This is a genomic window from Pandoraea sp. E26, from assembly GCF_000681415.1.
GTDB lineage: Bacteria > Pseudomonadota > Gammaproteobacteria > Burkholderiales > Burkholderiaceae > Pandoraea > Pandoraea pnomenusa.
Genome location: NZ_AYXJ01000030.1, coordinates 1 through 25449 on the forward strand (window position 1 = coordinate 1; position 25449 = coordinate 25449).

The 25449-nt window shown below is 64.6% G+C and carries 20 protein-coding genes and 2 tRNA genes; 11 read left to right on the plus strand and 11 right to left on the minus strand.

Annotated features, from left to right (window positions below):
* The 3 genes from W930_RS0118615 to mdoH all read left to right on the plus strand — a co-directional run.
* Positions 1–539 (plus strand): LysE family translocator (locus W930_RS0118615; protein WP_028731235.1); only part of this gene is annotated, 539 nt, incomplete at its 5' end.
* A gap of 385 nt (positions 540–924) precedes the next feature.
* Positions 925–2478 carry a glucan biosynthesis protein G gene (locus W930_RS0118620; RefSeq protein ID WP_023594375.1) on the plus strand — a complete coding sequence of 518 codons (1554 nt, stop codon included), beginning with the start codon at positions 925–927 and terminating at the stop codon, positions 2476–2478.
* 137 nt (positions 2479–2615) lie between these two features.
* On the plus strand, positions 2616–5111 hold the full coding sequence (gene mdoH / locus W930_RS28110; RefSeq protein WP_369798678.1) for a glucans biosynthesis glucosyltransferase MdoH: 2496 nt from the start codon (positions 2616–2618) through the stop codon (positions 5109–5111).
* Positions 5112–5214: 103 nt separating this feature from the next.
* Here the strand turns inward: mdoH and W930_RS0118630 are convergent, their stop codons facing one another.
* A complete protein-coding gene (locus W930_RS0118630; RefSeq protein WP_023872223.1) occupies positions 5215–6039 on the minus strand; it encodes a peptidoglycan DD-metalloendopeptidase family protein in 825 nt (274 codons plus the stop codon).
* A 448-nt stretch (positions 6040–6487) separates the two neighbouring features.
* On the opposite strand from W930_RS0118630, the gene W930_RS0118635 reads away from it, so the two are divergent.
* From W930_RS0118635 to W930_RS0118650, 3 genes are all read left to right on the plus strand, one after another.
* A complete protein-coding gene (locus tag W930_RS0118635; RefSeq protein WP_023594378.1) occupies positions 6488–6691 on the plus strand; it encodes a cold-shock protein in 204 nt (67 codons plus the stop codon).
* Positions 6692–6921: 230 nt separating this feature from the next.
* Positions 6922–7557 carry a LysE family translocator gene (locus W930_RS0118645; RefSeq protein ID WP_023594379.1) on the plus strand — a complete coding sequence of 212 codons (636 nt, stop codon included), beginning with the start codon at positions 6922–6924 and terminating at the stop codon, positions 7555–7557.
* Positions 7558–7827: 270 nt separating this feature from the next.
* Positions 7828–8595 carry a flagellar brake protein gene (locus W930_RS0118650; RefSeq protein ID WP_023594380.1) on the plus strand — a complete coding sequence of 256 codons (768 nt, stop codon included), beginning with the start codon at positions 7828–7830 and terminating at the stop codon, positions 8593–8595.
* 124 nt (positions 8596–8719) lie between these two features.
* On the opposite strand, the gene W930_RS0118655 is transcribed toward W930_RS0118650, so the two are convergent.
* From W930_RS0118655 to W930_RS0118685, 7 genes are all read right to left on the minus strand, one after another.
* A complete protein-coding gene (locus W930_RS0118655) occupies positions 8720–10069 on the minus strand; it encodes a hemolysin family protein (protein WP_023594381.1) in 1350 nt (449 codons plus the stop codon).
* 103 nt (positions 10070–10172) lie between these two features.
* Positions 10173–11126: a LysR family transcriptional regulator gene (locus tag W930_RS28115; RefSeq protein ID WP_023594382.1), complete on the minus strand. Its 954-nt coding sequence runs from the start codon at positions 11124–11126 to the stop codon at positions 10173–10175.
* Between the two features lie 141 nt (positions 11127–11267).
* The gene (locus W930_RS0118665; RefSeq protein ID WP_023872222.1) at positions 11268–12095 is read right to left on the minus strand and encodes a dioxygenase; all 828 of its coding nucleotides are present in this window, start codon (positions 12093–12095) and stop codon (positions 11268–11270) included.
* Positions 12096–12178: 83 nt separating this feature from the next.
* Positions 12179–12583, minus strand: coding sequence for a DoxX family protein (locus W930_RS0118670; RefSeq protein ID WP_023594384.1), 405 nt, complete (start codon positions 12581–12583; stop codon positions 12179–12181).
* Between the two features lie 211 nt (positions 12584–12794).
* Positions 12795–14045 carry a glycolate oxidase subunit GlcF gene (gene glcF, locus W930_RS0118675; protein ID WP_023872221.1) on the minus strand — a complete coding sequence of 417 codons (1251 nt, stop codon included), beginning with the start codon at positions 14043–14045 and terminating at the stop codon, positions 12795–12797.
* Between the two features lie 8 nt (positions 14046–14053).
* Positions 14054–15139 (minus strand): glycolate oxidase subunit GlcE, encoded by a 1086-nt coding sequence (glcE, locus tag W930_RS0118680; protein WP_023872220.1) that lies wholly within the window; start codon positions 15137–15139, stop codon positions 14054–14056.
* A gap of 104 nt (positions 15140–15243) precedes the next feature.
* Positions 15244–16836 (minus strand): FAD-linked oxidase C-terminal domain-containing protein, encoded by a 1593-nt coding sequence (locus tag W930_RS0118685; RefSeq protein ID WP_023872219.1) that lies wholly within the window; start codon positions 16834–16836, stop codon positions 15244–15246.
* A gap of 269 nt (positions 16837–17105) precedes the next feature.
* Here W930_RS0118685 and W930_RS0118690 point away from each other — a divergent pair, with 269 nt between their 5' ends.
* Together W930_RS0118690 and oxlT are read left to right on the plus strand one after the other, a co-directional pair.
* Positions 17106–17912: a FadR/GntR family transcriptional regulator gene (locus W930_RS0118690; RefSeq protein WP_023594388.1), complete on the plus strand. Its 807-nt coding sequence runs from the start codon at positions 17106–17108 to the stop codon at positions 17910–17912.
* Between the two features lie 1188 nt (positions 17913–19100).
* Positions 19101–20423, plus strand: a complete 1323-nt coding sequence (gene oxlT / locus W930_RS0118700; RefSeq protein ID WP_023594390.1) for an oxalate/formate MFS antiporter — start codon at positions 19101–19103, stop codon at positions 20421–20423.
* Positions 20424–20649: 226 nt separating this feature from the next.
* Here the strand turns inward: oxlT and W930_RS0118705 are convergent.
* The 3 genes from W930_RS0118705 to fdxA form a co-directional block, all read right to left on the minus strand.
* Positions 20650–20725: transfer RNA gene (locus tag W930_RS0118705), tRNA-Asn, on the minus strand.
* An 85-nt stretch (positions 20726–20810) separates the two neighbouring features.
* A tRNA-Asn gene (locus W930_RS0118710) sits at positions 20811–20886 on the minus strand.
* Between the two features lie 104 nt (positions 20887–20990).
* Complete coding sequence (gene fdxA, locus W930_RS0118715) at positions 20991–21314, minus strand: ferredoxin FdxA (protein ID WP_023594391.1); 324 nt, start codon at positions 21312–21314, stop codon at positions 20991–20993.
* Positions 21315–21567: 253 nt separating this feature from the next.
* On the opposite strand from fdxA, the gene pncB reads away from it, so the two are divergent.
* The 3 genes from pncB (at position 21568) to W930_RS0118730 (ending at position 25425) form a co-directional block, all read left to right on the plus strand.
* Positions 21568–22761, plus strand: a complete 1194-nt coding sequence (gene pncB, locus W930_RS0118720; RefSeq protein WP_023594392.1) for a nicotinate phosphoribosyltransferase — start codon at positions 21568–21570, stop codon at positions 22759–22761.
* 305 nt (positions 22762–23066) lie between these two features.
* Positions 23067–23729, plus strand: a complete 663-nt coding sequence (locus W930_RS0118725; protein ID WP_023594393.1) for a lactate utilization protein C — start codon at positions 23067–23069, stop codon at positions 23727–23729.
* Between the two features lie 277 nt (positions 23730–24006).
* On the plus strand, positions 24007–25425 hold the full coding sequence (locus W930_RS0118730) for a sodium:proton antiporter (protein ID WP_023872218.1): 1419 nt from the start codon (positions 24007–24009) through the stop codon (positions 25423–25425).
* Positions 25426–25449: the final 24 nt, after the last annotated feature.

The window sequence follows — 25449 nt, forward strand, 5'->3', positions numbered from 1 at the left end:
GCGTGCAGGTGCATGTGTTTTACACGTTGGTGGGGGTGGGGATATTGATCGCGCGGGTGCCGTGGATGTTTGGGGTGATCAAGTGGGTGGGGGCGGCGTACCTGGTGTACATCGGTTGGCGGACCTTGCGGGATCGGTCGCTGGTGGTTGATGTGGTGCGGGAGGGCGAGTCGACGGGGGGCGTGGTATCGGGTGGGGGATTGCAGCGCGCGGACTGCGGAGGTGGACGCCGGTTTCGGGGGAAGGCGATGGTGGCGGTGCGCACGGGGTTTTTCACGAACGTGTTGAATCCGAAGACCACGTTGTTTGTGGTGAGTACGTTCACGCAGGTTATCCATCCCGGGGCGGGTTGGGGGTTGGGGTTGGCGTATGGGGTGTTCATGTCGCTGGCGCATTGGGCATGGTTCAGTCTGGTCGCGTTGGGCGTTTCGGCGGGATGGATGCGGGCGGCGATGGTGCGTCGCCAGCGGGCGGTTCGCCGGACCATTGGCGGGGCGCTCATGGCGTTGGGGGGATTGCTGGCCGTGGCCAGTCGCTGAAGCAGGGGGCGGCGCAGGGAGCGACGAAAAATGCGGGTCCGGCCGATGCATGACACTCACGTTATAACATCATGATAATTTGGTGGTAATTATCCGAATCGCTCCGGAATGCTGCAGGAATGACGCGAAAATGGCGGTTGAATGGCGGGAATCCGGCAAAAAAGGAAAAGAAATCCTTTCGAAATGTCCGTTAGTCACAAATAGTCACAAATTTATGACCGCCGTGAAGTGCCGTCATAGCTGACGATCGGGGTAATGTGAGTGCCTGCTTCGAAGGTTTTGCCGATGCGCCTTTAGTCAATCGGGAAATGAACGGGTAAAATTGCGCGTTCGGCGCACGCTGGCTGCGGTCAGCACGCGCATTACATGCCACTCCTCACTGCCGATGGAATTCCTGTCCACCGCGAGTTTCCGCGTGATATCCCGCCGTGTCCTGCGCCTGGCGCTTGCCGGCGCGCTCGGCATTTGCGCGTTGTGCTCCGGCGCCGCCCATGCCTTCTCGTTCGACGACGTCGCCAAACAGGCGCGCACGCTGGCGAACAATCGGTACAAGCCCAAGGATCCGAACCTCCCCAAGGAGCTTCAGAACCTCTCGTACGACCGGTACCGCAACATCCGCTTCAAGCCTGAAAAGGCACTTTGGCGCGCGCAGAAACTGCCGTTCGAGTTGATGTTCTTCCACGAAGGCTCGTACTACGACCGGCCGGTCAAGATCAACGAAGTGGTCGGCAACGCCGTGCGCGAAGTGCGCTACAGCCCCGACATGTTCGAGTTCGGCGCGCTCAAGGTCGACCCGAAGCAGCTCAAGGGTCTCGGCTTTGCGGGCTTTCGCATTCACTACCCGGTCAACGCGCCCAAATACAAGGACGAAGTGATGGTGTTCCTCGGCGCGAGCTACTTCCGCGCGCTGGGCAAGAACCAGACCTACGGCCTGTCGGCACGTGGCCTCGCGCTCGACACCGCGCTGAACTCCGGCGAGGAGTTTCCGCGGTTCACCGAATTCTGGATCCAGCGGCCCGCGCCGGGCGCCAAGGAACTGACCATCTACGCGCTGCTCGATTCGCCGCGCGCCAGTGGCGCCTATCGCTTCACGCTGCGACCCGGCGTCGACACCACCGTCGACGTCAAGGCCGAACTGTTCCTGCGCGAGAACGTCACCAAGCTCGGCATTGCGCCGCTCACCAGCATGTTCTTCTTCGGCGAGAACCAACCGGCCGCCGTGCCCGACTATCGCCCCGAAGTGCACGACTCCGACGGCCTGTCCATCCAGTCCGGCACCGGCGAATGGATCTGGCGTCCCCTCGTCAATCCCAAGCGCCTGCTGGTCTCCTCGTTCGCCTTGTCCAACCCGGCGGGGTTCGGGCTCATGCAGCGCGATCGCGACTTCAGCGACTACCAGGACCTCGAGGACCACTACGAGTCGCGTCCGAGCGCCTGGGTCGAACCCAAGGGCAAGTGGGGACAAGGCCGCGTCGAACTCGTGCAGATTCCCACGCCGGACGAAACCAACGACAACATCGTGGCGTACTGGGTACCCGATGCGCCGCCCAAGCCCAAACAGCCGTATTCGCTCGAATACCGACTGTCGTGGCAAAAGGATAACGACAAGCGCCCGCCGATGGCGTGGGTGTCGCAAAGCCGTCGCGGCCATGGCTACCGGGGAAAACCAGACGACAGTCTGCTGTTCGCGCTCGATTTCGAAGGCCCGGCGCTCAAGAAACTGCCGGAAGACGCCAAGGTCGAAGGGAATGTGTCCATCGACGGCAATGGCAAGATCCTCGAAGTGCAGACGCAGCGCAATGACGTCACGGGAGGCTATCGCGTCATGCTGCGCATGCGCCGCCTCGATTCCGAGAAACCCGTCGAAATGCGCGCCTACCTGCGCAACGGCAGCAATACCCTATCCGAAACGTGGAGCTACCTGTTACCCCCCGAGTGAGCGACCGCTCCGACATTCCGGTCGACGAGTTGTACATCGACCGGTTGCCCCTGCCCGCTGAAAAGCGTCGCGCGCTGCTCGCCCAGGCGAAGCGCGACGGCGGCGATTCGCTCGACGTTCTGACGCGCTTGCAGCGCTTGCTCGCCGCGCGCCTGACGCACCCCGCGAGCGACGCGGCGCCGGACGTCGACCCCGCGCATGCGACACCCATGGTGGGCTCGCCCGAGGGCGACGCCGGCAATTCGAGCCAGGGCGCCACGGTGACCGATGCCCACGTGGCAACCGCCGCGTGGCACCCGCACGACCTCGCCGAGATCGAATCCGACAGCGCGGCCGTGCTCGACTCGCAGCCCGCGCGTCTTGCCCTGGCCGAAGGCGGTTCGCTGGCGAGCGCGGCCGGCCTGAACGAAGTGCGCGGCGTGCAGACGCTGCGCATCGCACCGCCCGTGCGTCGCGCATCCCTCATTCCGCGCGAATGGTCGCTCAATCCGCTCGCTCGCCTGTGGCGCAAGCTCATCGGCCGCGAAGACCCCGATCCACTCGTGCGCGACGCGCCCGACCCCAAGGGGAAATGGTCGCAGGCCGGCCGCCGCCGCCGCTGGATGCTGCTCGCGCTGATGATCGCGCAGACCGCACTCGCCACGCACTTCATGGCATCCGTGTTGCCCTACCATGGCGCCGATCCGCTCGAATTCGCCGTGCTCGTGCTGTTCGTGCTGCTCTTCGGGTGGGTGTCGGCCGGCTTCTGGACGGCCGTCTTCGGCTTCTTCGTCCTGCTGTTCGGCGGCGAGCGTCACATGATCTCGAAGATGGCCGCCGGCGATGCGCCGATCGCGCCCGATGCGCGCACGGCGATCGTCATGCCGATCTGCAACGAAGACGTCGGTCGCGTGTTCGCCGGTTTGCGCGCGACCTACGAGTCGCTCGCCAAGACCGACTCGCTCGATCGCTTCGACTTCTTCATCCTGTCCGACTCCAACGAGGCGGACAACTGCACCGCGGAAGTCGACGCCTGGCAGGCGTTGTGCCGCGAAGTCGGCGGGTTCGGACGCATCTTCTACCGCCGCCGCCAACGGCGTGTGAAGCGCAAGAGCGGCAACCTCGACGACTTCTGCCGTCGCTGGGGCAGCAACTACCGCTACATGATCGTGCTCGATGCCGACAGTGTGATGAGCGGCGAATGCCTGACCAAGCTCGTGCGCATGATGGAATCCCATCCGGGCGCCGGCCTGATCCAGACCGCGCCGCTCGCGGCCGGTCGCGAAACGTTCTATGCGCGCCTCCAACAGTTTGCCGGCCGCGTCTACGGTCCGCTCTTCACCGCCGGCCTGCACTACTGGCAACTGGGCGAATCCCATTACTGGGGGCACAACGCGATCATTCGCCTGAAGCCTTTCATGGACCATTGCGCGCTCGCCCCATTGCCCGGCAAGGGCGCGATGTCCGGTGCGATTCTCTCGCACGACTTCGTCGAAGCCGCGCTCATGCGACGTGCGGGCTGGGGCGTGTGGATCGCCTACGACCTGCCCGGCAGCTACGAGGAAATGCCGCCGAACCTGCTCGACGAGCTCAAGCGCGACCGCCGCTGGTGCCAGGGTAATCTGATGAACTTCCGGCTGTTCCTCGCCGAAGGCATGCACCCCGTGCATCGCGCGGTGTTCGTCACGGGCGCCATGGCGTATGTGTCCGCGCCGCTATGGTTCATCTTCCTGATTCTCTCGACGTGCCTGCTCGCCAAGCACACCCTCGTGGTGCCCGAATACTTCACGGCGCCTCGCCAGCTGTTTCCGGTCTGGCCGGAATGGCACCCGGAGCGCGCGCTGGCCTTGTTCTCGGCGACGGCAACACTGCTCTTCCTGCCGAAGATCCTGGCCGTGCTGCTGATCTGGGTGAAAGGCGCGAAGCGCTTCGGCGGCTGGTTTGCCGTGACCGTGAGCATGTTCATCGAGATGGTGTTCTCGGCCCTGCTCGCGCCCGTGCGGATGCTCTTTCACACCCAATTCGTGCTCGCGGCGCTTACCGGCATTGCCATCCAGTGGAAGTCGCCGCCGCGCGAGGACGCCGAAACGCACTGGGGTGAGGCGATTCGTCGCCACGGTCTGCAAACCGTCATCGGTATGGGCTGGGGGGCGGTCGTCTACTGGCTCAATCCGGACTTCATCTGGTGGCTCATGCCGATCGTCGGTTCGATGATGATCTCGATTCCGGTGTCCGTGTTCTCGAGCCGAGTGTCGCTCGGACGCGCGCTCAAGCGCGCCCGCCTGTTCCTGATTCCCGAAGAGTCGTGGCCGCCCAAGGAACTGCGCATGACGGAGAAGTACACGGACGAGGCGGGCAAGCATGTCGACTTCGTCGACGCCGTGGTCGATCCCATGGCCAACGCGCTGGTCGCGTCGAGCGTGGCGCCGACCCGCGACGACGCCAAGCGCGGCGCCTTGCGCGCCGGGCGCGTGGAGACGGCGTTGCTCAAGGGGCCCACCCGTCTGACCAACACGCAGAAGTGGGAATTGCTCAACGACCCGCGCGGTCTCGCGGCGCTGCATCTGCTCGTGTGGACCGATCCGCGGGCGCATCGGGAATGGCGCGACGCCCGGGCCAACGGACTGTCGCAGGGATTTCTCGCATCCGCCTGAACGCGGGGGGAGGCAAGGCCTGCGGGACGGCGTTGCGCCGCGCGCAACAAAAGAACGGCAAGGCATTGCGCCTTGCCGTTTTGCCATCATGACGTCACGCGGGTCAACGCGATGGCAGGAAGTCTCTCGGGTTGAACGGCGTGCCCTTCTGACGCACTTCGAAATGCAGCTTCACCGTGCCGTGCGAATCGGTGTCGCCCATCTCCGCAATCGTCTGGCCCTTGCTCACCGACTGGCTTTCCTTGACCAGAATCGCCCGGTTATGGGCATAGGCGGTCAGATAGCCGTTCTCATGCTGGATCATCACCAGGTTGCCGTATCCGCGTAAACCGTTGCCGGCGTAGACCACCTTGCCCGCGGCGGCGGCGTAGATCTTGTCGCCCGGCCGCCCGCCGATGTCCACGCCCTTGTTACTGCTGCCGTTGAAGTTGGCGAGCACCGGACCGTCGGCGGGCCAGATCATCGGGATCTTGTTCGTGGCGACGCGTGGCGCGGCCGGCGCGGGCGCCGGGCGAGCCGCTGGCTTGGTCTGCGGGCGCGGCCGGGCGGTCGAGGGCGACGTACTGCCGCTCGACGCCGCGGCCGTGGCAGGCGCACCGGCCGCGGCGTTCGCGCCCGCGGGCGGCACGACGCGCAGCACCTGACCGACCTCGATCTTGTCCGGATCGGTCAACCCGTTCCAGCGCACCAGATTGGCCGTGCTCGTGTTGTTCGCGCGGGCAATGCCGTAAAGCGTGTCGCCCGACTGGACGCGATAGCTGCCCGCGGGTACCGGGCCATAGGTCGGCGAACCGGCACAGGCGGCGAGCGTCAGACAGACGGTCAGACTGAGCGTGTGCGTGCGGCAACGGGCGAGCCAGCGGGATTGGCTTGTCGTCGGGACTGCAGATTGCGATCGATTGGATCGCTTGAGGCGGTTAGGCTCCATCCGTAGGCAGGTGAGAGGCCCAATGGCGAGGGCGCAACGTGGCAGCGAGGGCGTCAAGGAAAACAGCGCTGGATCCGGGAACGGAGAAAGAGGGGAAAAACCCCCGAAAACGCCTTCGGACAGCACAAAACGCGGGCCAGACGCGCGACAACGGCATAGGCGCGGAACAAAACGCCCATTGTACGGGCAGCGACGCGGGGTCGGACCACCGATGAGCGTCCAAATTCCCCGTCAATTGGGAAAATTGTTACTTAATTTGCGGTATTTCTCCTGTTGACAAGCGCGAGCGGGCCACGTATAAAACGAACTGCAGATTGTCAAGCCGCGAAGTTGTTGTCCGACGTAGTTTTCCTGCTTCTCGCTGGTTTCTAGTCCTTCATTTTCCCTTGATTGTCAGCGCTGGACGGGGTCATTCCGATCCCAGGCTATTGTTTTATTAGGAAAAAACATGGAAACCGGTATTGTTAAGTGGTTCAACGACGCAAAGGGCTTCGGCTTCATCACCCCGGACGCCGGCGGTGAGGACCTGTTCGCTCACTTCTCGGAAGTGAAGGTTGACGGCTTCAAGTCGCTGCAAGAGAACCAACGCGTGTCGTTCGAGGTCAAGGTTGGCCCGAAGGGCAAGCAAGCCGCGAACATCAAGCCGCTGTAAGCGTCTTGCTCGCATTCACGTGATACCGCGCCAGCCCTTCGGGCGAGGCGGAATCCCGCGATAGACAGGCCCGATGACGAAAGTCATCGGGCCTGTTTGTTTTCCGGTCGCGCCCATCGCGCAGCCCGGCCGCGCCGTGGCAGCGGGAGGTGCACGCGAACCATGTCACCGTCGCGGTTCGACGCTACAATGCCAGATCGAATTTCCGTCGGCATTCTTTCGAGGCAATCATGAGCCTGCAAACCTGGTGGCTGTATGTCGTCACCGTTTTTTTCGTCTCCGCGACGCCGGGTCCGAACATGCTGCTCGTCATGACGCACGGTGCGCGCCATGGGCTGCGGCCGTCGCTTGGCACGATGGCAGGTTGCATGACCGCACTCATCGCGATGATGTCGATTTCGGCCGCCGGTCTCGGTGCCGTGCTCAAGGCATGGCCGATGCTGTTCGACACGCTGCGCTACATTGGCGCCGCCTATCTCGTCTATCTCGGCTACAAGAGCTGGCGCTCGCCGGTCGACACGAATGAGGCCGCCGCCCGGCTCCGGGCGCCGCTGGCCACCGAGTCGAGTTTCGGCAAGCTCTTCAAGGCGGGTTTCCTCGTTGCCGGCAGCAACCCGAAGGCCATTCTCTTCGCCGCCGCGTTCCTGCCGCAGTTCATCGATCCGACGGCCGCCAAGCTGCCACAGTTCTCGATTCTGCTCGGCACGTTCGCCGTGATCGAGGTGAGTTGGTACCTGGTGTACGCGACCGGCGGCCTTCGCATCGCACCCTACCTGCGCGAGGCGCGCGTGCTCAAGGCGTTCAACCGCATCAGCGGCGGGGTGTTCATGGGGTTTGGCGCCTTGATGGCAGCGGTTCACCGCTGAGTCGTCGGGGCAACTACGGGCGTGGAGACACGCCTGAGCGGGGCGCACGGCACGGGGAGCAGTAGGTTCGTGCGCCGCAGTGATGCTCAATATTTCCGGCCGGCGACCGTTAACGTCCGTGAACGTCCGTGAACGTCGTTGACCACGCCCATGACCCCGTCCACGACCCGAGGCATGGCGCAGTAGCGAGGTAGCGCGTTTCGCAAAGGCTTACATTCGTACGGTCCGCGCCGCAAGGCAGCCGTCACGGGAACAAATAAAAGATCAGGTATGGAAACGACAGAACCGCAGGTGACACCGGCGCCCACGGACGACGAGTCTCAACTGCACGACTCGTATCGCATCAGCAATCCGCTGGAAATCGGCGGTGTGCTACGTCATCTGGCGACGCGCGGCGATTTCATGACGGTGTACTTCGCCAACGGCCAGCGTCAGCTCGTCACGCGATTGCTCAAGGTGGAGCCGCAGGCGCGCGGATTCTATTTCGACTGGGGCGGTGTGGAGTCGGAGAACCGGGCGCTGCTCGCGAACAAGCGCGCATTGTTCGTCGGCGTGCCCGAGGGGATTCAGGTGCACTTTCCCATCGGCGATGTGGAAGAGCGCGAGTACGAAGGCTATCCGGCGTTCTATTCGTCGTATCCCGAGACGCTCGTGCGTCTGCAGCGACGCGACAACTTCCGCGTGAAGACCCCGATCCTCGATCCGTACCAGTGCACGGTCAAATTCCCGGATGACACGCCGATGCGCCTGTCGGTGTTCGACCTGTCGCTCGGCGGCGTAGGGCTGCGCACCAAGGCGGAAGTGGCTGCCGAGATCCCCAAGGGGTCGATGCTCATGCAGGCCGAGATCGAATTGCGCGATTACGGTACCGTGCCGGTCGACCTCGAAGTGTGCGCGATTCGCAGTGTGCCGCTCGCCAAGGACGTCGAGTATCACATCGGGTGCCGCTTCATCGCCCTGTCGCGCGCGGCAGAGTCGCGCCTGCAGAAGCTCATCACGCAACTCGAACTCAACCGCAAGGCGTTCGCGCGCGGCTGACGTTTCCCGGCATGCGTGTCTCGACGCATTGCACCCAAAGGGCGGCCCTGAGGCCGCCCTTATTCGTTTCCATTGCGTAGCTCGCGCCGACCGTGCCGTCAGCGGCCAGCGAAGGTCAAGCCGCTCAGTGCTCGTGGTGCTGCATGGTCGCGTGCGGCGATTCGCCGCGCGCTTCGCGTACCCCGTCGGGGTAGACGCGCACCAGCACGATGCGTGGGCCCTGCATCTTCTTCACGACGACGGAGAAGCCGTCGAAGTCGACCTTCTGACCCTCACGAGGCAAGTAACCCAGCGCGTTCATGATCAGTCCGCCGACGGATTCCGCATGCTCGCTGGGAATCTCCAGGCCCAGGGCGCGCTCCAGCGTGAGGATCGGCAGGCTGCCGCGGCCGATGAGCGTACCGTCTTCCATGCGCGTCCAGTCGTCTTCGGTCTGACGGAATTCGTCGCGGATCTTGCCGACCAGTGCGGACAGCAGGTTGTCGAGCGTCAGAAAGCCGATCGGCTTCTGGTCGGGCCATCCGACGATCGCGAAGTGGGGCGCGCCTCGGCGAAAGCGGCTGAAGAGCTCGCGCGCGGGCATGTCAGGCTTCACGCGTTCGACCGGGCGGGCCATGCTGCCGAGGTCGTCGATGGACTGGCCGTGGTGTTCGGCGAGGAACAGATCCTTCAGGTGAACGACGCCTAGTACCGTCTCGCCGTCGTTATCGAAGAACGGATAGCGGCTATAGCGGTGACGATAGGCCGTATCCATGTTCTGCGCGAACGTCGCGTCGCGGTGAAATGCCGCGACTTCGCTCATCGGACGCATCAGGTCGGACACGGTCAGATCGCTGAAGTCGATGGCATAGGCGACCACGTTCCAGTCATCGCGCGAGAGCTTTTCACTCGTGGCGCCCCGGCGCACGATCAACTTGATTTCGTCGGCCGAATAATGCGCGTCGGTACCGTGCGACGGATCGAGTCCGGTCCAGCGCAGCAGGCGGTTGGCGCTGTGGTTGAGCACCCAGATCGCGGGGAACATCAACCAGTAGAAGCCATACAGCGGTGCGGCCGTCCATATCGAAATCGCTTCGGGCATGCGCAACGCCATCGATTTCGGTGCGAGTTCGCCCACGACGATGTGCAGATACGAAATCGTGAAGAAGGCGATGAAGAACGCCAGCCCGTGAATCAATTCCGGCGAGCTGATGCCCAGTGCGGCGAACAGCGGTGTAAGCACGCGGGCGAATGCGGGTTCACCGATCCAGCCCAGACCGAGCGACGCGAGGGTGATGCCGAGTTGGCACGCGGAGAGGTAGGTGTCGAGCTGGCCGTGCACCTTGGCCAGGATACGGCCGCGCCAACCGCGTTGGCGGGCAATGACATGAACGCGCGTCTGGCGCAGTTTGACGAGGCCGAATTCCGCCGCCACGAAGAAGCCGTTGAGCAACACGAGCAGGATCGCAGCGACGATCAGTAAGAAGTTTTCCAAAATATCAGTAATGGGACAACAGGCCCGTCAGTATAAGTGACATTTGCCCGGCGTCATAATTTTCCGTGAAGTTCTGGTGTTTTGTCGGCCGTTGACCGGCCATTCAGGGGGCTTTCGCGGCGGATGCAGGAAGATTCGTGGTGCGCGCGTTCTCGTCGAGCGCCCGCCAGCCGGGCATGGCAAACGCCTCGACAAGGAAGTCGATGAGCACGCGGACCTTGGCGCTCAGGTATTTGCGCGTGGGATACACCACGTAGATGCCCGTCTCGCCCTGCGTGTATTCGGGCAGGAATTCGACGAGTTGGCCATCGCGCAGGGCGTCCTGCACCAGAAACGCCGGTTGCAGGATGATGCCCGCGCCGGCCACGGCGGCCGCCAGGCAGGTGTCGCCGTTGTCGGCGATCAATCGCGCATGTGTGCGTACCGAGACGGGCCCGTCGGGGCCGTCGAAACGCCACTCGCGTCGATGGGAAAAGTAGCTGTAGCCCACGGTCTCGTGATGCGCCAGCTCACTGGGATGCTGGGGGATGCCATGCCGCCCCAGATAATCGGGGGACGCGCACAGCACCATCCGGGTTCCGGCCAGCCGGCGGTGCACCAGCGACGAGTCGGGCAGCCGCGTGATCCGGATCGCCAGATCGAAGCCCTCGTCGACGATATCCACGAGGCGGTCACTGAGCGTGATGTCGAGCGAGACCTGCGGGTGCCGTGCGAGAAAAGTCGGCCAGAGCGGCGCGAGATGCAGCACGCCGAACGTGTGTGGCGCGTTGATACGCAGCGGCCCGGCCGGTTGCCCGTCCTGCTCGCCTGCCATGGCATCCGCTTCGTCGAGTTCCGCGAGGATCTGGCGACAGCGCTCGACGTATCGTTGCCCGGGCTCGGTGAGCGACAGCCGGCGCGTGGTGCGCTGGAGCAGACGCGTGCCGAGGCGCGCCTCGAGATCGGCGACGTAGCGCGAGATCGCTGTCTTCGAGATGCCGAGCGTGACCGCGGCTTTCACGAAGCTGCCCGATTCGACGACGGCGATGAAGCACTCGATCTCGCGAAGTTTGTTCATGCCGGGTACAGGCTCCTCGGAATGGGATGGGCGGGGGGCCGCCGGACGCGCTCGCGGGCGACGGCGGAGCGAGCGAGGGAACCACCGTTCCCTCGTCGTCCGTCCATCCCCCGCAGGGCTCCGCTATCGGCGTCGATGCCGCTATTGTGCCAGCGCGCTCACGTCCGCGAGCGACGGGGCGGCATCGCCGAATGCGAAGGCGTCCATGCGCAGTGCGCCGTAGGTCGAGCCCGTGTCGAAGTGCGTTTGTTGCGCGGCATTGTCGGCCGCACCCAGCGCAATGTAGAGCGGTAACAGATGCTCGTCCGTCGGATGCGCGCGCTCGGCATGCGGGGCGCGCGCCCGATAGTCGAACAGGGCGTCGAGATCCATGGCGGCGAGATGCGACGTGAACCAGGCGACGAACTCCGACAGATACGGTGCTTCGGCACGATCTTCCGACGGCGCACGGAACACCTCGTGCAGGTTGTGCGTGAAGCTGCCCGACGCCACGATCAAGACACCTTCGCGCGCGAGCGGCGCGAGGCGCTGCCCGAGCTGATACTGGTATTCGGGACCCATGTGCCGTTGCAAGGACAACTGCGTGACCGGTACGTCCGCATCGGGGTAAAGGTAGCGCAGCGGCACCCAGGCGCCGTGATCGAGCCCCCATTGGTCGTCGGTGGATGCGGGCAATCCGGCGTCGCGCAGCAATTGCACCGTACGCCCGGCCAGCGCGGGCGCGCCGGCCGCCGGATACTCCAGTGCGTAGAGTTCGCGAGGGAAACCGCCGAAGTCGTGGATCGTGCGTTGTTGCGCGAGACTGCCCACGCGCGGCGTCGGTGTCGACCAGTGCGGGGAGATCACGAGAATCTCCTTCGGACGCGGCACCGCACGTCCCAACGCCGTCAACAACGGGCCGGTGCGGCCCGGATCGACCGCGAGCAGCGGCGAGCCGTGAGAGACGAAGAGGGTGGGAAGGGCAGACATGGCAATCACTCCGGCAAGTACGGCAATAACAGCATTAACGGCAATACGGGCGGCGAAGATGGCTTCGCCGCCGCCGCCGTCGTTCAGGCAGTGCGCGCGCGACGGATCGCGAAGGCGCCGTCACCCAGCAGGGCCACGACGAGCAACGCGACGAGCCAGAACGCGGGGAACTCCCAGCCACCGCCCTTGTTGGCGAACATCCAGCCATTGTGCCCATGCACCGAGACGATGGTGCCGAGCATCAGTGCGGCCAGGGGCAGAGCGGCCCAGCGGGCGTAAAAGCCGGTGATCAGCATCAGGCCGCCGACGAACTCCAGCGCCATGGTCGCATAGGCGACGACCGGCGGCAGGCCCAGCGAGCCCATGAAGCCGACGAAGCCGGGAACGGTGAACACGAACACCTTGAGCGAGAGGTGCGCGAGGAAGAGGATACCCAGCGAGACACGCAGCAACAGCGCGGCGTACGGGGCGGTTTTCGTATCGATCATGACAGGCTCCGGAAGGGAAATCGGGGGAAGCGTGGGCTCGGCAATCCGGCGGATCGCCGACACAACCCCGATTCTAGGGAGCGTCATCGTTCAGATAAACGAGGGGATGAGGGATTGATTGTCCCGCATGTCGGGATAATATCCGCGACGAACGCGGACGCCACGGAAGGCGTGCGTGTCCGTCGCGAGGTGCGGCCTGCGACCCGGGGGCCTATGCCGTTGCGATCATGCGGTCGAGCAGCTCGATCCAGTGCTGGACCGGCGCATGATCGCGTGCATGCTCGCCCTTGGCGGTCGCCTGCAGGTGACAGATGCATCCGACGTTGGCCGAGACGACCAGCTCCGGCGCCAGGGCGTCGAGCGACTTCCACTTGGCATCGCGCAACTGATGGGACAACGCGGGCTGCGTCACCGAATAGGTGCCTGCCGAGCCACAGCAGATATGGCTGTCCTGCGGCAGCACCACGTTCACGCCCACGCCGGCGAGCACCTTCTCCACCACGCCCTTGAGTTGCTGGCCGTGTTGCAGTGTGCACGGCGGATGGTACGCGATCTTGCCAAGCTTGCGATTCGGGACGCGGCGCTGGAGGGCTTCGAGGTTGTCGAGGAGCACTTCGGACAAATCGCGCGCGAGTTCGGCGACGCGTTGCGCCTTGCCCGCATACTTCGGATCGTGTCGGAGCAGATGGCCGTATTCCTTGACGGTCGCGCCGCAACCGGACGCATTGATCACGATCGCCTCGGCGCCGGCTTCGATGTCGGGCCACCAGGCGTCGATGTTGCGGCGCACGTCGTCGAGACCGTCGTCGTGATAGTTCAGGTGCAGGCGGATGGCACCGCAGCAGCCGGCCGACGCGGGGCGGATCATCTCGATGCCGAGCGCGTCCATGACCCGCGCGGTGGCCTTGTTGACGTTGGGCAGCATGCCCGGCTGCACGCAGCCCTCGAGCATGAGCATGCGTCGGGCGTGCTTGCCCTGCGGCCAACTGCCGGAGCGCTGCCGATGGGGCACCTTCTCGCGCAGCGAGCGCGGCAGCAAGGTGCGGAACTGCTGGCCCAGACGCAGTGCCGGTGTGAACAGGGCGCGGTTGGGCAGCACGCGTGCGAGCGTCCAGCGCAGGGCGCGTTCCCCGGCCGGTCGGCCCACTTGCGCGTCGACATGACGACGGCCGATGTCGGCCAGACGTCCGTACTGCACCCCCGACGGACACGTCGATTCACAACTGCGGCAGGTCAGGCACCGGTCCAGGTGGCGCTGGGTCTCGCGCGTCACGCCCTGGCCTTCGACCATTTGCTTGATGAGGTAGATGCGACCGCGCGGGCCGTCCAGTTCATCGCCCAGCAATTGATATGTCGGGCAGGTCGCGGTACAGAATCCGCAATGCACACACTTGCGGAGAATGGCTTCGGCTTCGTCGCCATCCGGGGTCTGACGGAGGAATTCTGCGAGGTTCGTTTGCATCGTCTTCTTTAGCAATACAGCCGATGGCGGTTGAAGATGCGGCTCGGGTCGAAAGCTTGCTGCAATCGTTCGCCGATAGCGTGCAACGCGGCCGGTGGTGGGGTGAACACCCCTGCCGACTTGTCGCCATGGCGAAACAGCGTAGCATGACCGCCCGCGGCTGCGGCAATCGCGCGGACTTCGGCGGCGTCGCGCGGCGTGATCCACCATCGCTGCGCGCCGCCCCATTCGATCAGTTGCTCGTCGCCATGCACCAGCGGCGGCGTGGTCGGCGGCACCGACAGTCGCCACAGCGGCTGGCCGTCACCGGCGACCGGCGCCGCCGAGAAGAACGAATGTGTCTGCTCGCGCAGCGACTGCCAGAAGCCATGCGCCGCGATCGCGTCGAGCGGCTCGCCGCCCATGGCGGCGCGTGCCGCGGCAATCGCGGCCGCGGCGCCACCCAGACGCACGCTCAACATACCGTCGTGCCACGCCGAGCCCATGAGCGGCAACGGCTGGCCGCCCCAGCGATTGAGTTGTTCGATCGCCTGCGCCTGCGTCATCGCGAAGCGCAACGTGGCCTCGGCCACGGGGCAGGGCAGGACCTTGATGGACAGTTCGAGGAGCACGCCCAGTGTGCCGAGCGATCCGGCGAGTACGCGCGAGACGTCGTAACCCGCCACGTTCTTCATGACTTGTCCGCCGAAATGCAGCACCTCGCCCCGGCCATTCATCACCACGGCGCCGAGGACGAAATCGCGCGGCGCCCCCACGTGCGGGCGCCGCGGGCCGGCCAGACCGGCGGCGATGCAGCCGCCCAGGGTGGCGTGCGGGCCGAAGTGCGGTGGCTCGAACGGCAGTATCTGGCCCCGTTCGGCCAGCGCCGCCTCGATCTCGGCGAGCGGCGTGCCGGCACGCGCGGTAATGACCAGTTCGGCCGGATCGTACGAGACGATGCCGCGATAGGCGCGCATGTCGAGCGCCTCGCCCGATGGGGCCTGGCCGTACCAGCGCTTGGTGTTGCCGCCGCGAATGTCCAGCGGTGTCCCGCTCGACGTGGCCGCAAGGACTCGCTCGCGGATGGCCGCAAGCGCCTGCGCGGCGGCTTGCATCGGAAGGGGCGCCGCGGTGCGCGATGCGGGCGCCCGGGGGGCTTCAGGGACCTGAGGCACGTGAGGTGCGTGAGGTATGTGAGGTACGTGGGGGACTTGCGACATCAGAACCTCGGCAGTTCGGGGTGAGGCAACAGTCCGCCGCGCACGTGCATCTTGCCGTACTCGGCGCAGCGCGCGCGTGTCGGAATCGCCTTGTCGGCGTTGAGCAGGCCGGCCGGATCGAAGGCGCGCTTCACGGCAAAGAAGGCGTCGCGTTCCTCCGGCGAGAACTGTACGCACATCGAATTGATCTTCTCGATGCCTACGCCGTGCTCGCCGGTCACCGTGCCGCCGAGTTCGACGCACGCCTCGAGAATGTCGCTGCCGAAGGCTTCGGCGCGGTGCCACTCGTCGAGATCGTTGCCGTTGAAGAGAATCAGCGGGTGCATGTTGCCGTCGCCGGCGTGAAAGACGTTGATGCAGCGCAGACCGTATTGCACTTCCATGGCTTCGATGCGCTTGAGCAACGTGCCGATCGTGCGGCGCGGGATGGTGCCGTCCATGCAGTAGTAGTCGGGCGAGATGCGCCCGGCGGCGGGAAAGGCGTTCTTGCGCCCCGACCAGAAACGCAGACGCTCGGCCTCGGAGGTCGAGACCTGAATGCGCGTCGCGCCCGAGGCGCGCAGCACCGCCGAGACGCGCGCAATTTCCTCAGCGACCTCTTCAGGGGTGCCGTCAGACTCGCACAGCAGGATGGCCGCGGCGTCGAGGTCGTAGCCCGCGTGAACGAATTCTTCCACGGCCTGCGTCGCGGGCTTGTCCATCATCTCCAGACCTGCCGGGATGATGCCCGCGGCGATGATCGCGGCCACGGCATTTCCGCCCGCTTCGACATCGTCGAAACTCGCCATGATGACTTGCTGCACCTGCGGCTTCGGCACGAGTTTCACCGTGACTTCCGTGACGACGCAGAACATGCCCTCGCTGCCGATGAACACGGACAGCAGGTCCAGACCCGGTGCGTCGAGCGCGTGCGAGCCGAATTCGACGACCTCGCCGTCCATTGTCACGGCGCGCACACGCAGCACGTTGTGAACCGTCAGGCCATATTTCAGGCAATGCACGCCACCGGAATTTTCCGAAACGTTGCCGCCGATGGTGCAGGCGATCTGGGAAGACGGGTCCGGTGCGTAATACAGACCGTACGGGGCCGCCGCCTCAGAGACGGCGAGATTGCGCACGCCGGGCTGAACGGTGGCGGTGCGGGCGTAGGGGTCGACTTCGAGAATGCGCTTGAACTTCGCCAGCGACAGCACGATGCCGTCGGTGATCGGCATGGCGCCGCCCGACAGGCCCGTGCCGGCGCCGCGCGGAACGACCGGCACCTTGTGTTCGTGGCATGCCCGCAGGATGCGGCACACCTGATCTTCGTCGGCAGGCAGCACCACGGCCAGGGGCAGCTTGCGATAGGCCGCCAGCCCGTCGCACTCGTAGGGGGTGATCTGTTCGCGATCAGTCAACCACAGGGCATCGGGCGCGGCCGCACGCAATGCGGCGAGGCGCCTGGCCCGCGTGAGCTCGTCCACCGGCGCGAATACGGGTTCGTTCGGCTCCGGGGGCGGCACGGCCACCACGTCGGGACCTGGTGAACGCTGCGGTTCGGCACCCGTCGCGGCCGACGAGTGGGGAGAATAGGGCGACGCATTCGATGCCATCAGGCTTGCTCTCGGACGATCGTTGAGGTGTGATGAATTTTATATGGTCTACTGGTAGACTGGTCGACCAGTAATCTGATGACGTTATCGTATAGGGAATGATCTGATTCCGACTACAGGGTTAACCCTTGCTAAAAGGGAATTCCTCCGGTCGGGTCGTTTCCCTGGCCGGACGGGCGCCCCTGGCACGTCGGCATCCTGTATCGTGGCATCTGTGAATTTCGTCGAGAACCGAAGCCGACATGCCGTCCAACGAGCCTTCTCCGTCTATGTCATCTCTTTCCGCCGGTGAATCGCCGGGCACCGCCGCAGGATTCGCCCCGGTCACGCCGCCGCCGCGCCTGCGGCTCTCCGACATGGTGTACGAGCAACTGGAGACAATGGTGGTCGAAGGCCGGCTTGCGCCGGGCTCGGCATTGCCGTCCGAGCGCGATCTGGCGCAACAGATGGGCGTGTCGCGCCCCTCGTTGCGCGAGGCGCTGCTGCGGCTCGAGTCCCGCGGGTTGATCGTCGGACGGGCCGGGGGCGGATATCTGGTGGCGAACGCCAGCCAGCCGTTGCTCGCCGAGCCGCTTTCGCAGTTGATGTCGCGCCACACCAAGACGGTCGACGACGTGCTGGAGATGCGCGAGGTACTCGAGGCCAAGGCCGTGGAGCTGGCGGCACAGCGTGCGACGCCCGAGGACATCGCGCGTCTCGCACAGGCGCTCGAAGCGCTGGAGGCGGCGTATGCGGCGGGGCGCGACGGCCTGGACGGCGAGGGCGATGCGCGCGGCCAGACACTGCTCACCCGTGTGCCGGAACTCGATGCGCATTTCCACCTTGCACTGGCCGAAGCGACGCACAATCTCGTGCTGGTGCATCTGATGCACGCGATTTTCGAGCTGTTGCGCGGTTCGGTCGTCGACAATTACCGGGCGATCGTCGGCCACGGGGCCGATCTGGCGGAACTGATCGACCAGCATCGCCGCATCTTCAGTGCCGTGGCTTCGCACGACGCCGACAGCGCGCAACGTTCGCTGCGCGAACACCTCGCTTTTATCCGCACCAACTCAGGCGACGTTGCGCCGGATTGAGTTCGTGCGAGTCCGCGGTCCACGTGTCATTACCGACGCGTCGACGTCGCCTGTCCTGCCCGAGGGCAGGCGACTGCCGGGCACCGCAGGCCGGTTCGCTCGGGCTCGCCTGCTCCCGGGGATTCGCGCGCGATGCGGCTTCCCTCGACCCTCAGCACTTCCGCGACATTCACGTCCCACGCCTCCGCCCTCCGCGCCTTCCTCCTTTCGGCCGTGCAGGCCTCGCTCCCGCGTTCGAGCGCGATTGACGAGCGCCGAAAATGTCATCGTTTTCCCTGAGCTTGCATGGGCACCGAAGGGGTGGCCTGACGATTGAACACCCCGTCGCAAGCGGGTGCCGTACGACGCAAACGCTTGAATTCCGTACGTTTACCGCCATTCCGACGCCGACCATACGCGGTTTGTCCGGGGCATTGATGGGGGTGGCACGCGCACCGCTTGCCGACGCTCTCGGGTTGACAGCCATCCGGCCATCGACTAATTTTGGAACCATAAAAAATACTTAATTCGATATATTGAATCTTGTATATCAGATTCAAAGTGCCGAAACAGCCCGAACGGACGGCTTGGAAATCAAGGGTCGAGGGCTGGATTGGCAGGTTCATCGGAGACGGCAATTGGGTAAACCAGTCTTTCCTTTCGGGCAGTGTGTGTGGATGACTACATCTGCACGGACTGCCCTGACGCATACGCCGCGATCCTCCGGGGAAGTCGCCCGGGACTCGCGGTGTGTCTCATCTCCCTGCCGCCCGTCGCGGGCAGGCGATCTGGCGATTACGCGTCCGCGCGGCGCGCTCGCCTGAGTGAGAGGGCGCGGCTTGCGATGGGACGGAAGGCATCGACCATGACCTTTCGGCATCACAAGCTGGTCCGCACTCGAAGTCGTTTCATTTGTCACCCTTCGGCAGCCGGCAACTTGCCGGCGCGGGCTTGGAAAAGCCCGCGTCGCCGCGCCGAAGTGGGGGCCGGAAGTGTCCTTTGACGCTTTCGATAGTCAGTCAGCCGGGGCTCAAGCCCTGCGAGCGCGCCGCCAGGCTGCGTTCCGCGATCAAGCGGCCAAGCATGAGCCGCAAGTAACGCCAGGAGGCGTGCCATACGTGCCGATGCACGGGGCGCGCGATGACGTCGGGCACCGCACTACGAATCGCGGGCCGTCGTCAATCGTCTGACAGGAACAGGAGGCAAGTCATGCAAGCAACTGCGCAACCGGAGGAGAAGACCTCTTTTCTGGGAGGGCGCTGGTCACAACTGGTGATCGGCATCATCTGTATGGGCCTTGTGGCCAATTTGCAGTATTCGTGGACGTTGTTCGTCGAGCCGATGCAGGCCAAGCATCAGTGGGGCATCGCAGCCATCCAGGTGGCTTTCTCGATCTTCATCGTGGTGGAAACGTGGCTCGTGCCGATCGAGGGCTGGCTGGTCGACCGCTTCGGCCCGCGGCCCGTGGTGGCGGGCGGCGCAATCTGCGTGGCGCTGTCGTGGGTCCTGTACTCCTACGCGCAGACGCTGACGGTGCTTTACACGGCGGCCGTCATCGCCGGTATCGGTGCGGGTTGCGTGTACGGTACTTGCGTCGGTAACGCGCTGAAGTGGTTCCCGGACAAGCGCGGTCTGGCGGCGGGTCTGACGGCCGCCGGCTTCGGCGCCGGCGCGGCGATCACGGTGATTCCGATCGCGAACATGATTCGCCAGTCGGGCTACGAGGCCGCGTTCTTCAACTTCGGCATCATCCAGGGCGTGGCGATCTTCATCCTCGCACTGCTGCTGGTCAAGCCGCGTGTGCCGAAGGGCCTGACGGCGTCGCGCCGCAATCTGGCGACGAAGGTGGACTACACCTCGGGACAGATGGTTCGCACGCCGGTGTTCTGGGTGATCTATGTGTGCTTCGTGGCGGTCGCCGCCGGTGGCCTGATGGCGACGGCACAGATCGGTCCGATCGCGAAGGACTATGGCATCGCGTCGATGCCGATGACGCTCTTCGGTGCAACGCTGCCGCTGCTCACGATGACGCTGTCGATCGACAACCTGTGCAACGGCTTTACGCGTCCGCTGTGCGGTTTCGTGTCGGACAAGATCGGTCGCGAGAACGCCATGTTCATCATCTTCCTGGGGGAAGGCGTGGCGATGCTCGGCCTGATGCACTTCGGTCAGAACCCGTACATGTTTGTGTTCTTCGCCGCGATGACCTTCCTTTGCTGGGGCGAAATCTTCTCGATCTTCCCGGCGCTGTGCGCGGACACCTTCGGTAGCAAGAATGCAGCGTCGAACGCGGGTACGCTCTACACCGCCAAGGGCACTGCCGCATTGCTGGTGCCGCTGGCGTCGGTGCTGGCAGTGGGCGGCCACTGGGATCGTGTGTTCATCGCGGCAGCGGTGATCAGCATCACGGCAGCGGTGGCGGCGAAGTTCGTGCTCGCACCGATGCGCCGCCGCTGGATCGAAAGCGTGAACAACGAGACGCAGACCGTGGCGAGCCCGTCGGTCGCGATCGGAGCGCCGGCCAGCGAGTGAGTTCGCGGCAAGACGCGGTGAGCGTCGAGAAAGCAGACTGAGCGGGGCGCCGGTGACGGCGCCCCGTTTTGGTTTGCGCCGCCCGGGGAAGGCGGTGAGTCGGGGCGACGGACGGGGGGGGGGCGGGCGTGAAAGCCGGCTTTCGAATGTCGGGTCGGGATGCGGCGGCCGGACATCGGCGGCGAGAAACAAAAAAGGCCCGTCATAGACGGGCCTTTCTGTGTTTTGGCTCCTCGACCTGGGCTCGAACCAGGGACCTACGGATTAACAGTCCGGCGCTCTACCGACTGAGCTATCGAGGATCAAACTGGGTGTCGCGCATCGCTGTCACGATGCATCGACTAAAACAAAGGCCCCGCGTGCGCGAGGCCATCGCTTCGGTATTCTTGGCTCCCCGACCTGGGCTCGAACCAGGGACCTACGGATTAACAGTCCGGCGCTCTACCAACTGAGCTATCGGGGATCAAAAGAGAAAGCGATTATAGAGGCGGCTTTCGCACACTGTCAACACTCAGGGCGCATTTTTTCTGCATCCGCCGAGCGACATTCGCCACTATCGCTCGCGGCTTAGCGCTCGAGCAGATGGAGCTTGTCGGTAACGTCCTTCCAGTTGTCCGCGTCGGGCAGCGAAGGCTTCGTCTTGGTAATGCTGGGCCAGTTCGGCGAGAGTTCCGCGTTCAGCGCGATGAACGCCTGTTGATCGCCCGGCACGTCCTCTTCGGCATAAATGGCATTCACCGGGCATTCGGCCACGCAAACGGCGCAGTCGATGCACTCGTCCGGATCGATGGCGAGGAAGTTCGGGCCTTCGCGGAAGCAATCCACAGGGCAAACGTCCACACAGTCGGTGTATTTACATTTGATGCAGTTTTCGGTGACAACGTGCGTCATGCCAACTCCAGAGTAGGGCGCGAAACGGCTTCGATTGGCCGTTAAAACGCATATTGTAACGCAGCCCGACGTCGCGGGTGCGAGACCGGAAAGGCCGCCCGTGCGTGGCGCGGCGGGCAGTCCCGGGACGGCGCAACGTCATGCGTGACGCCGCTTTGCGGTACGATGTTCGTTGTTTCCCCGCGCGCCGTCGCTCATCCGAGCGTCGGCGCTCGCTGCTCTCACGTGCGTGCTCCCTTCGGGGCCTGTCGTCATGATCATCACGTCGCTGCTCGATACCGATCTCTACAAGTTCACGATGATGCAGGTCGTCCTGCATCACTTCCCGGCCGCGCAGGTCGAATACCGCTTCAAGTGCCGCACCGAAGGCGTCGACCTCACGCCGTACGTCGACGAGATTCGCGACGAGATCCGCTTGCTTTGCGGCCTGCGCTTCACCGAGTCCGAGCTGCGCTACCTCGCAGGCATGCGCTTCATCAAGAGCGACTTCATCGACTTTCTCGACCTGTTTCATCTCAACGAGAAGTACATCACGGTGCAGCCGTCGCCGAAGGGCAACGGCGAGATCGACATCGCGATCCGGGGGCCCTGGCTGCACACGATCCTGTTCGAGATTCCGGTGCTGGCCATCGTCAACGAGGTGTATTTCCGCAATACGCAGCGCACACCGGCCTATCAGGAGGGGCGTCAGCGTCTCAGGGACAAGATCTGCATGCTCGCCGAGCGCGTGGACTATCGTGACTGCAAGATCGCCGACTATGGCACGCGGCGCCGCTTCTCGAAGGAGTGGCACGAGGAGGTGATTCTCAGGCTGCGAGACGAGCTGGGCGAACAGTTCGCGGGAACGAGCAACGTGTACTACGCGCTCAAGCACGGACTTACGCCGCTGGGTACCATGGCGCACGAGTATCTGCAGGCATGCCAGGCGCTGGGGCCGCGTCTTCGCGACTCGCAGATCTTCGGCTTCGAGACCTGGGCGAAGGAGTATCGCGGCGACCTGGGCATCGCACTCTCGGACGTCTACGGCATGTCGGCGTTCCTGCGCGATTTCGATATGTATTTCTGCAAGCTTTTCGACGGGGCGCGGCACGATTCCGGCGATCCGTTCGCGTGGGGCGAACGCCTGCTCGAGCACTACGCGCAGAATCGTGTCGATGCGCGCACCAAGACGATGATCTTCTCGGACGGTCTCGACATTCCGAAGGTCCTGCAGCTCTTCGAGCGTTTTCGCGATCGTTGCAAGCTCGCGTTCGGTGTGGGCACGAACCTGACCAACGATCTCGGCTATCAGCCGTTGCAGATCGTCATCAAGATGGTGCGCTGCAACGGCCAGCCTGTGGCGAAACTGTCGGACTCGCCGGGCAAGAACATGTGCGAGGACGACGCCTACCTAGCCTATCTGCGTCAGGTCTTCGAGATCGCACCCATGCCGGAAGCCGGCGCCTGACGGCACGGCGGATACGACCGGGGCGCCGAAGGGGGTTCGCCGCGATGTGAAGGCGGAAATGACTGGCGGAAATGACGACGCGTGTGGCGGCGGGCGTGGAAGGTCGGCCCGGCCGGTTCCGACGCGGGGTGCAGACCCTTCCGATTGTTCGCGAACGCAGGTCGTTCGCCCGAGGGCAACCGCTATAATTGCGCATCGCCCGCCGGCTTCGATGCCGGCGGCCTCGCGATGACAAGAGACACCCCGAGAGACGACAGGCGACGACATCGGCAGCAGTCCGACGCGTCGGCTTCACAGGACAGACCATGGATACCTCCGACGCCCGCAATCGCATCTTTGCCCGCATTCGCAACGCTCAGCATCGTCCCGATGTCGCCCGTGCGAACGAGCAGGCGGACGCCGAAGACTACCTCGCGCGGCATCCGCAAGGACCGCGCCCGGCCATGACGGGCGACCTCGTTGCCACCTTCATCGCGAAGGCCGAAGCGCTATCCACCACGATTGCGCGCGTGCCCGCCATGCAGGACGTTCCCGCCGCCGCCGCGACCTACCTGCAAGCGAACGGCCTCGCGACTCGGGCCGTCGCGTGGCCGACGCTGCGTGAGCTCGACTGGGCCGGCGCAGGTTGTCAGCTGGAATTCCGCAAGCCGCACGGCGACGATATGGTCGGCGTCACCGGCTGCTTCTGCGCCATCGCCGAGACCGGCGCGCTGATGATGATGTCAGGGCCAGAGACGTTCGCGTCGGCAACGCTGCTGCCCGAGACCCACATCGCGATCGTGCCGGCCTCGCGCATCGTGGCCGGTCATGAAGATGGCTTTGCGCTGATGCGAAGCGAGCGCGGACAGCTCTCGCGTGCGACCAATTTCATCGCCGGCCCGTCGCGAACGGCCGACATCGAACAGACGCTGGTGCTGGGTGCCCATGGCCCGTACCGCGTTCACGTCATCATCGTCGACGGCGCCTGACGCGCGGCGTCGCAAGCGCAACGCCGGATCGAAGGCGTCGTTGTCCCGGCAGCCGGCGGCGGTCGCGCGGGCGCCGCGCGCCGAAGCGGACCGGGCGAACGTTGGCTTGCACGGGCGCGCGAACCGACTAACGTGAGCCCACCGGGGCTGTCGGGATTGGTGCATCCAGCGATGTTGTGCCTAAGTTTGGGAAATTTCCCAAGCTCGTGCGGCTTCGGGCACTCCGGGGCCGGCGTCGACTCGTACCGAGTCGATCTTCAATGAACAGGAACCAGCAATGCACAAGGGGATTTGGGGTGCGTCGGCAGCAACGGCGCTAATGTTGGCGAGCCCGGTGGCGCGCGCCGCCGGACCGGACGGCGCGCAACTCGTTGCGTGGTGGGGGCTGCCGTTCGCGGGCCTGCTGCTCTCGATCGCACTCGGGCCGCTGCTTGCGCCCGCGTTCTGGCATCACCACTTCGGCAAGATCGCGGCGTTCTGGGGCGCGGCGTTTCTCGTACCGTTCGCGGCGGCGTTCGGCGTCGGGGCCGCGTGGTATGGCGCGGTGCACGCCGTGGTCGCCGAGTACATTCCATTCGTCGTGCTGCTCACGGCATTGTTTACCACCGCGGGCGGCATCTGTGTGCACGGCAACCTGCGTGGCGGTCCCTGGCTCAACACCGGATTGCTCACGCTCGGCACGATTCTGGCGAGCATCATGGGCACCACGGGGGCGGCCATGCTGCTGATTCGCCCGCTGATTCGCGCTAACGACAACCGCAAGCACAACGTGCACGTGGTCGTGTTCTTCATTTTCCTCGTGGCAAACGCCGGGGGCTCGCTCACGCCGCTGGGCGATCCGCCGTTGTTCCTCGGCTTTCTGCAGGGGGTCGACTTCTTCTGGACGACGGCCCATATCTGGCCTGAAACGCTGTTCATCTGCGTGACGCTGTTGCTGCTGTTCTTCCTGATCGATGCGTATCACTTCCGCCAGAAGGGCGAACGTCTCATCGAGGAACTCGATCCGACGCCACACGCCGCGCCGCTGCGTCTCGAAGGCAAGCGCAATTTCGTGCTGCTCGCGGCCGCCGTCGGGTTGGTGCTCATGAGCGGCCTGTGGAAGCCGGGCGTGACGTTCGATGTCTTCGGCACGCACGTCGAGCTTCAGAACATCGCCCGTGACGTCGGGTTGATCGTGGTGACGCTCATTTCACTCGCGATGACGCCGCGCACCGCTCGCGAAGGCAACGGATTCAACTGGGAGCCGATGAAGGAAGTCGCCAAGCTGTTTGCCGGCATTTTCCTGACGATCATCCCGGTGGTGGCCATTCTGCGCGCGGGGGAAGCCGGCGCACTCGGCTGGGTCGTGCGTCTGGTCACCGGCGCCAACGGCGCACCGGACAACGACATGTATTTCTGGGCGACGGGGCTGCTGTCGTCGTTCCTCGACAACGCGCCGACCTACCTGGTGTTTTTCAATACCGCCGGCGGCGACGCCGCCACGTTGATGACTTCCGGTGCCGCCACGCTCGCCGCGATCTCGGCGGGGGCAGTGTTCATGGGAGCAAACACGTACATCGGCAATGCGCCGAACTTCATGGTCAAAGCCATTGCCGAGCAGCGCGGTATTCGCATGCCAAGCTTCTTTGGCTATATGCTGTGGTCGGGGTCGATCCTGCTGCCGCTGTTCGTCCTGACGACCCTGATATTCTTCTGACCCCGCGACCTTCCTTGCGAGACT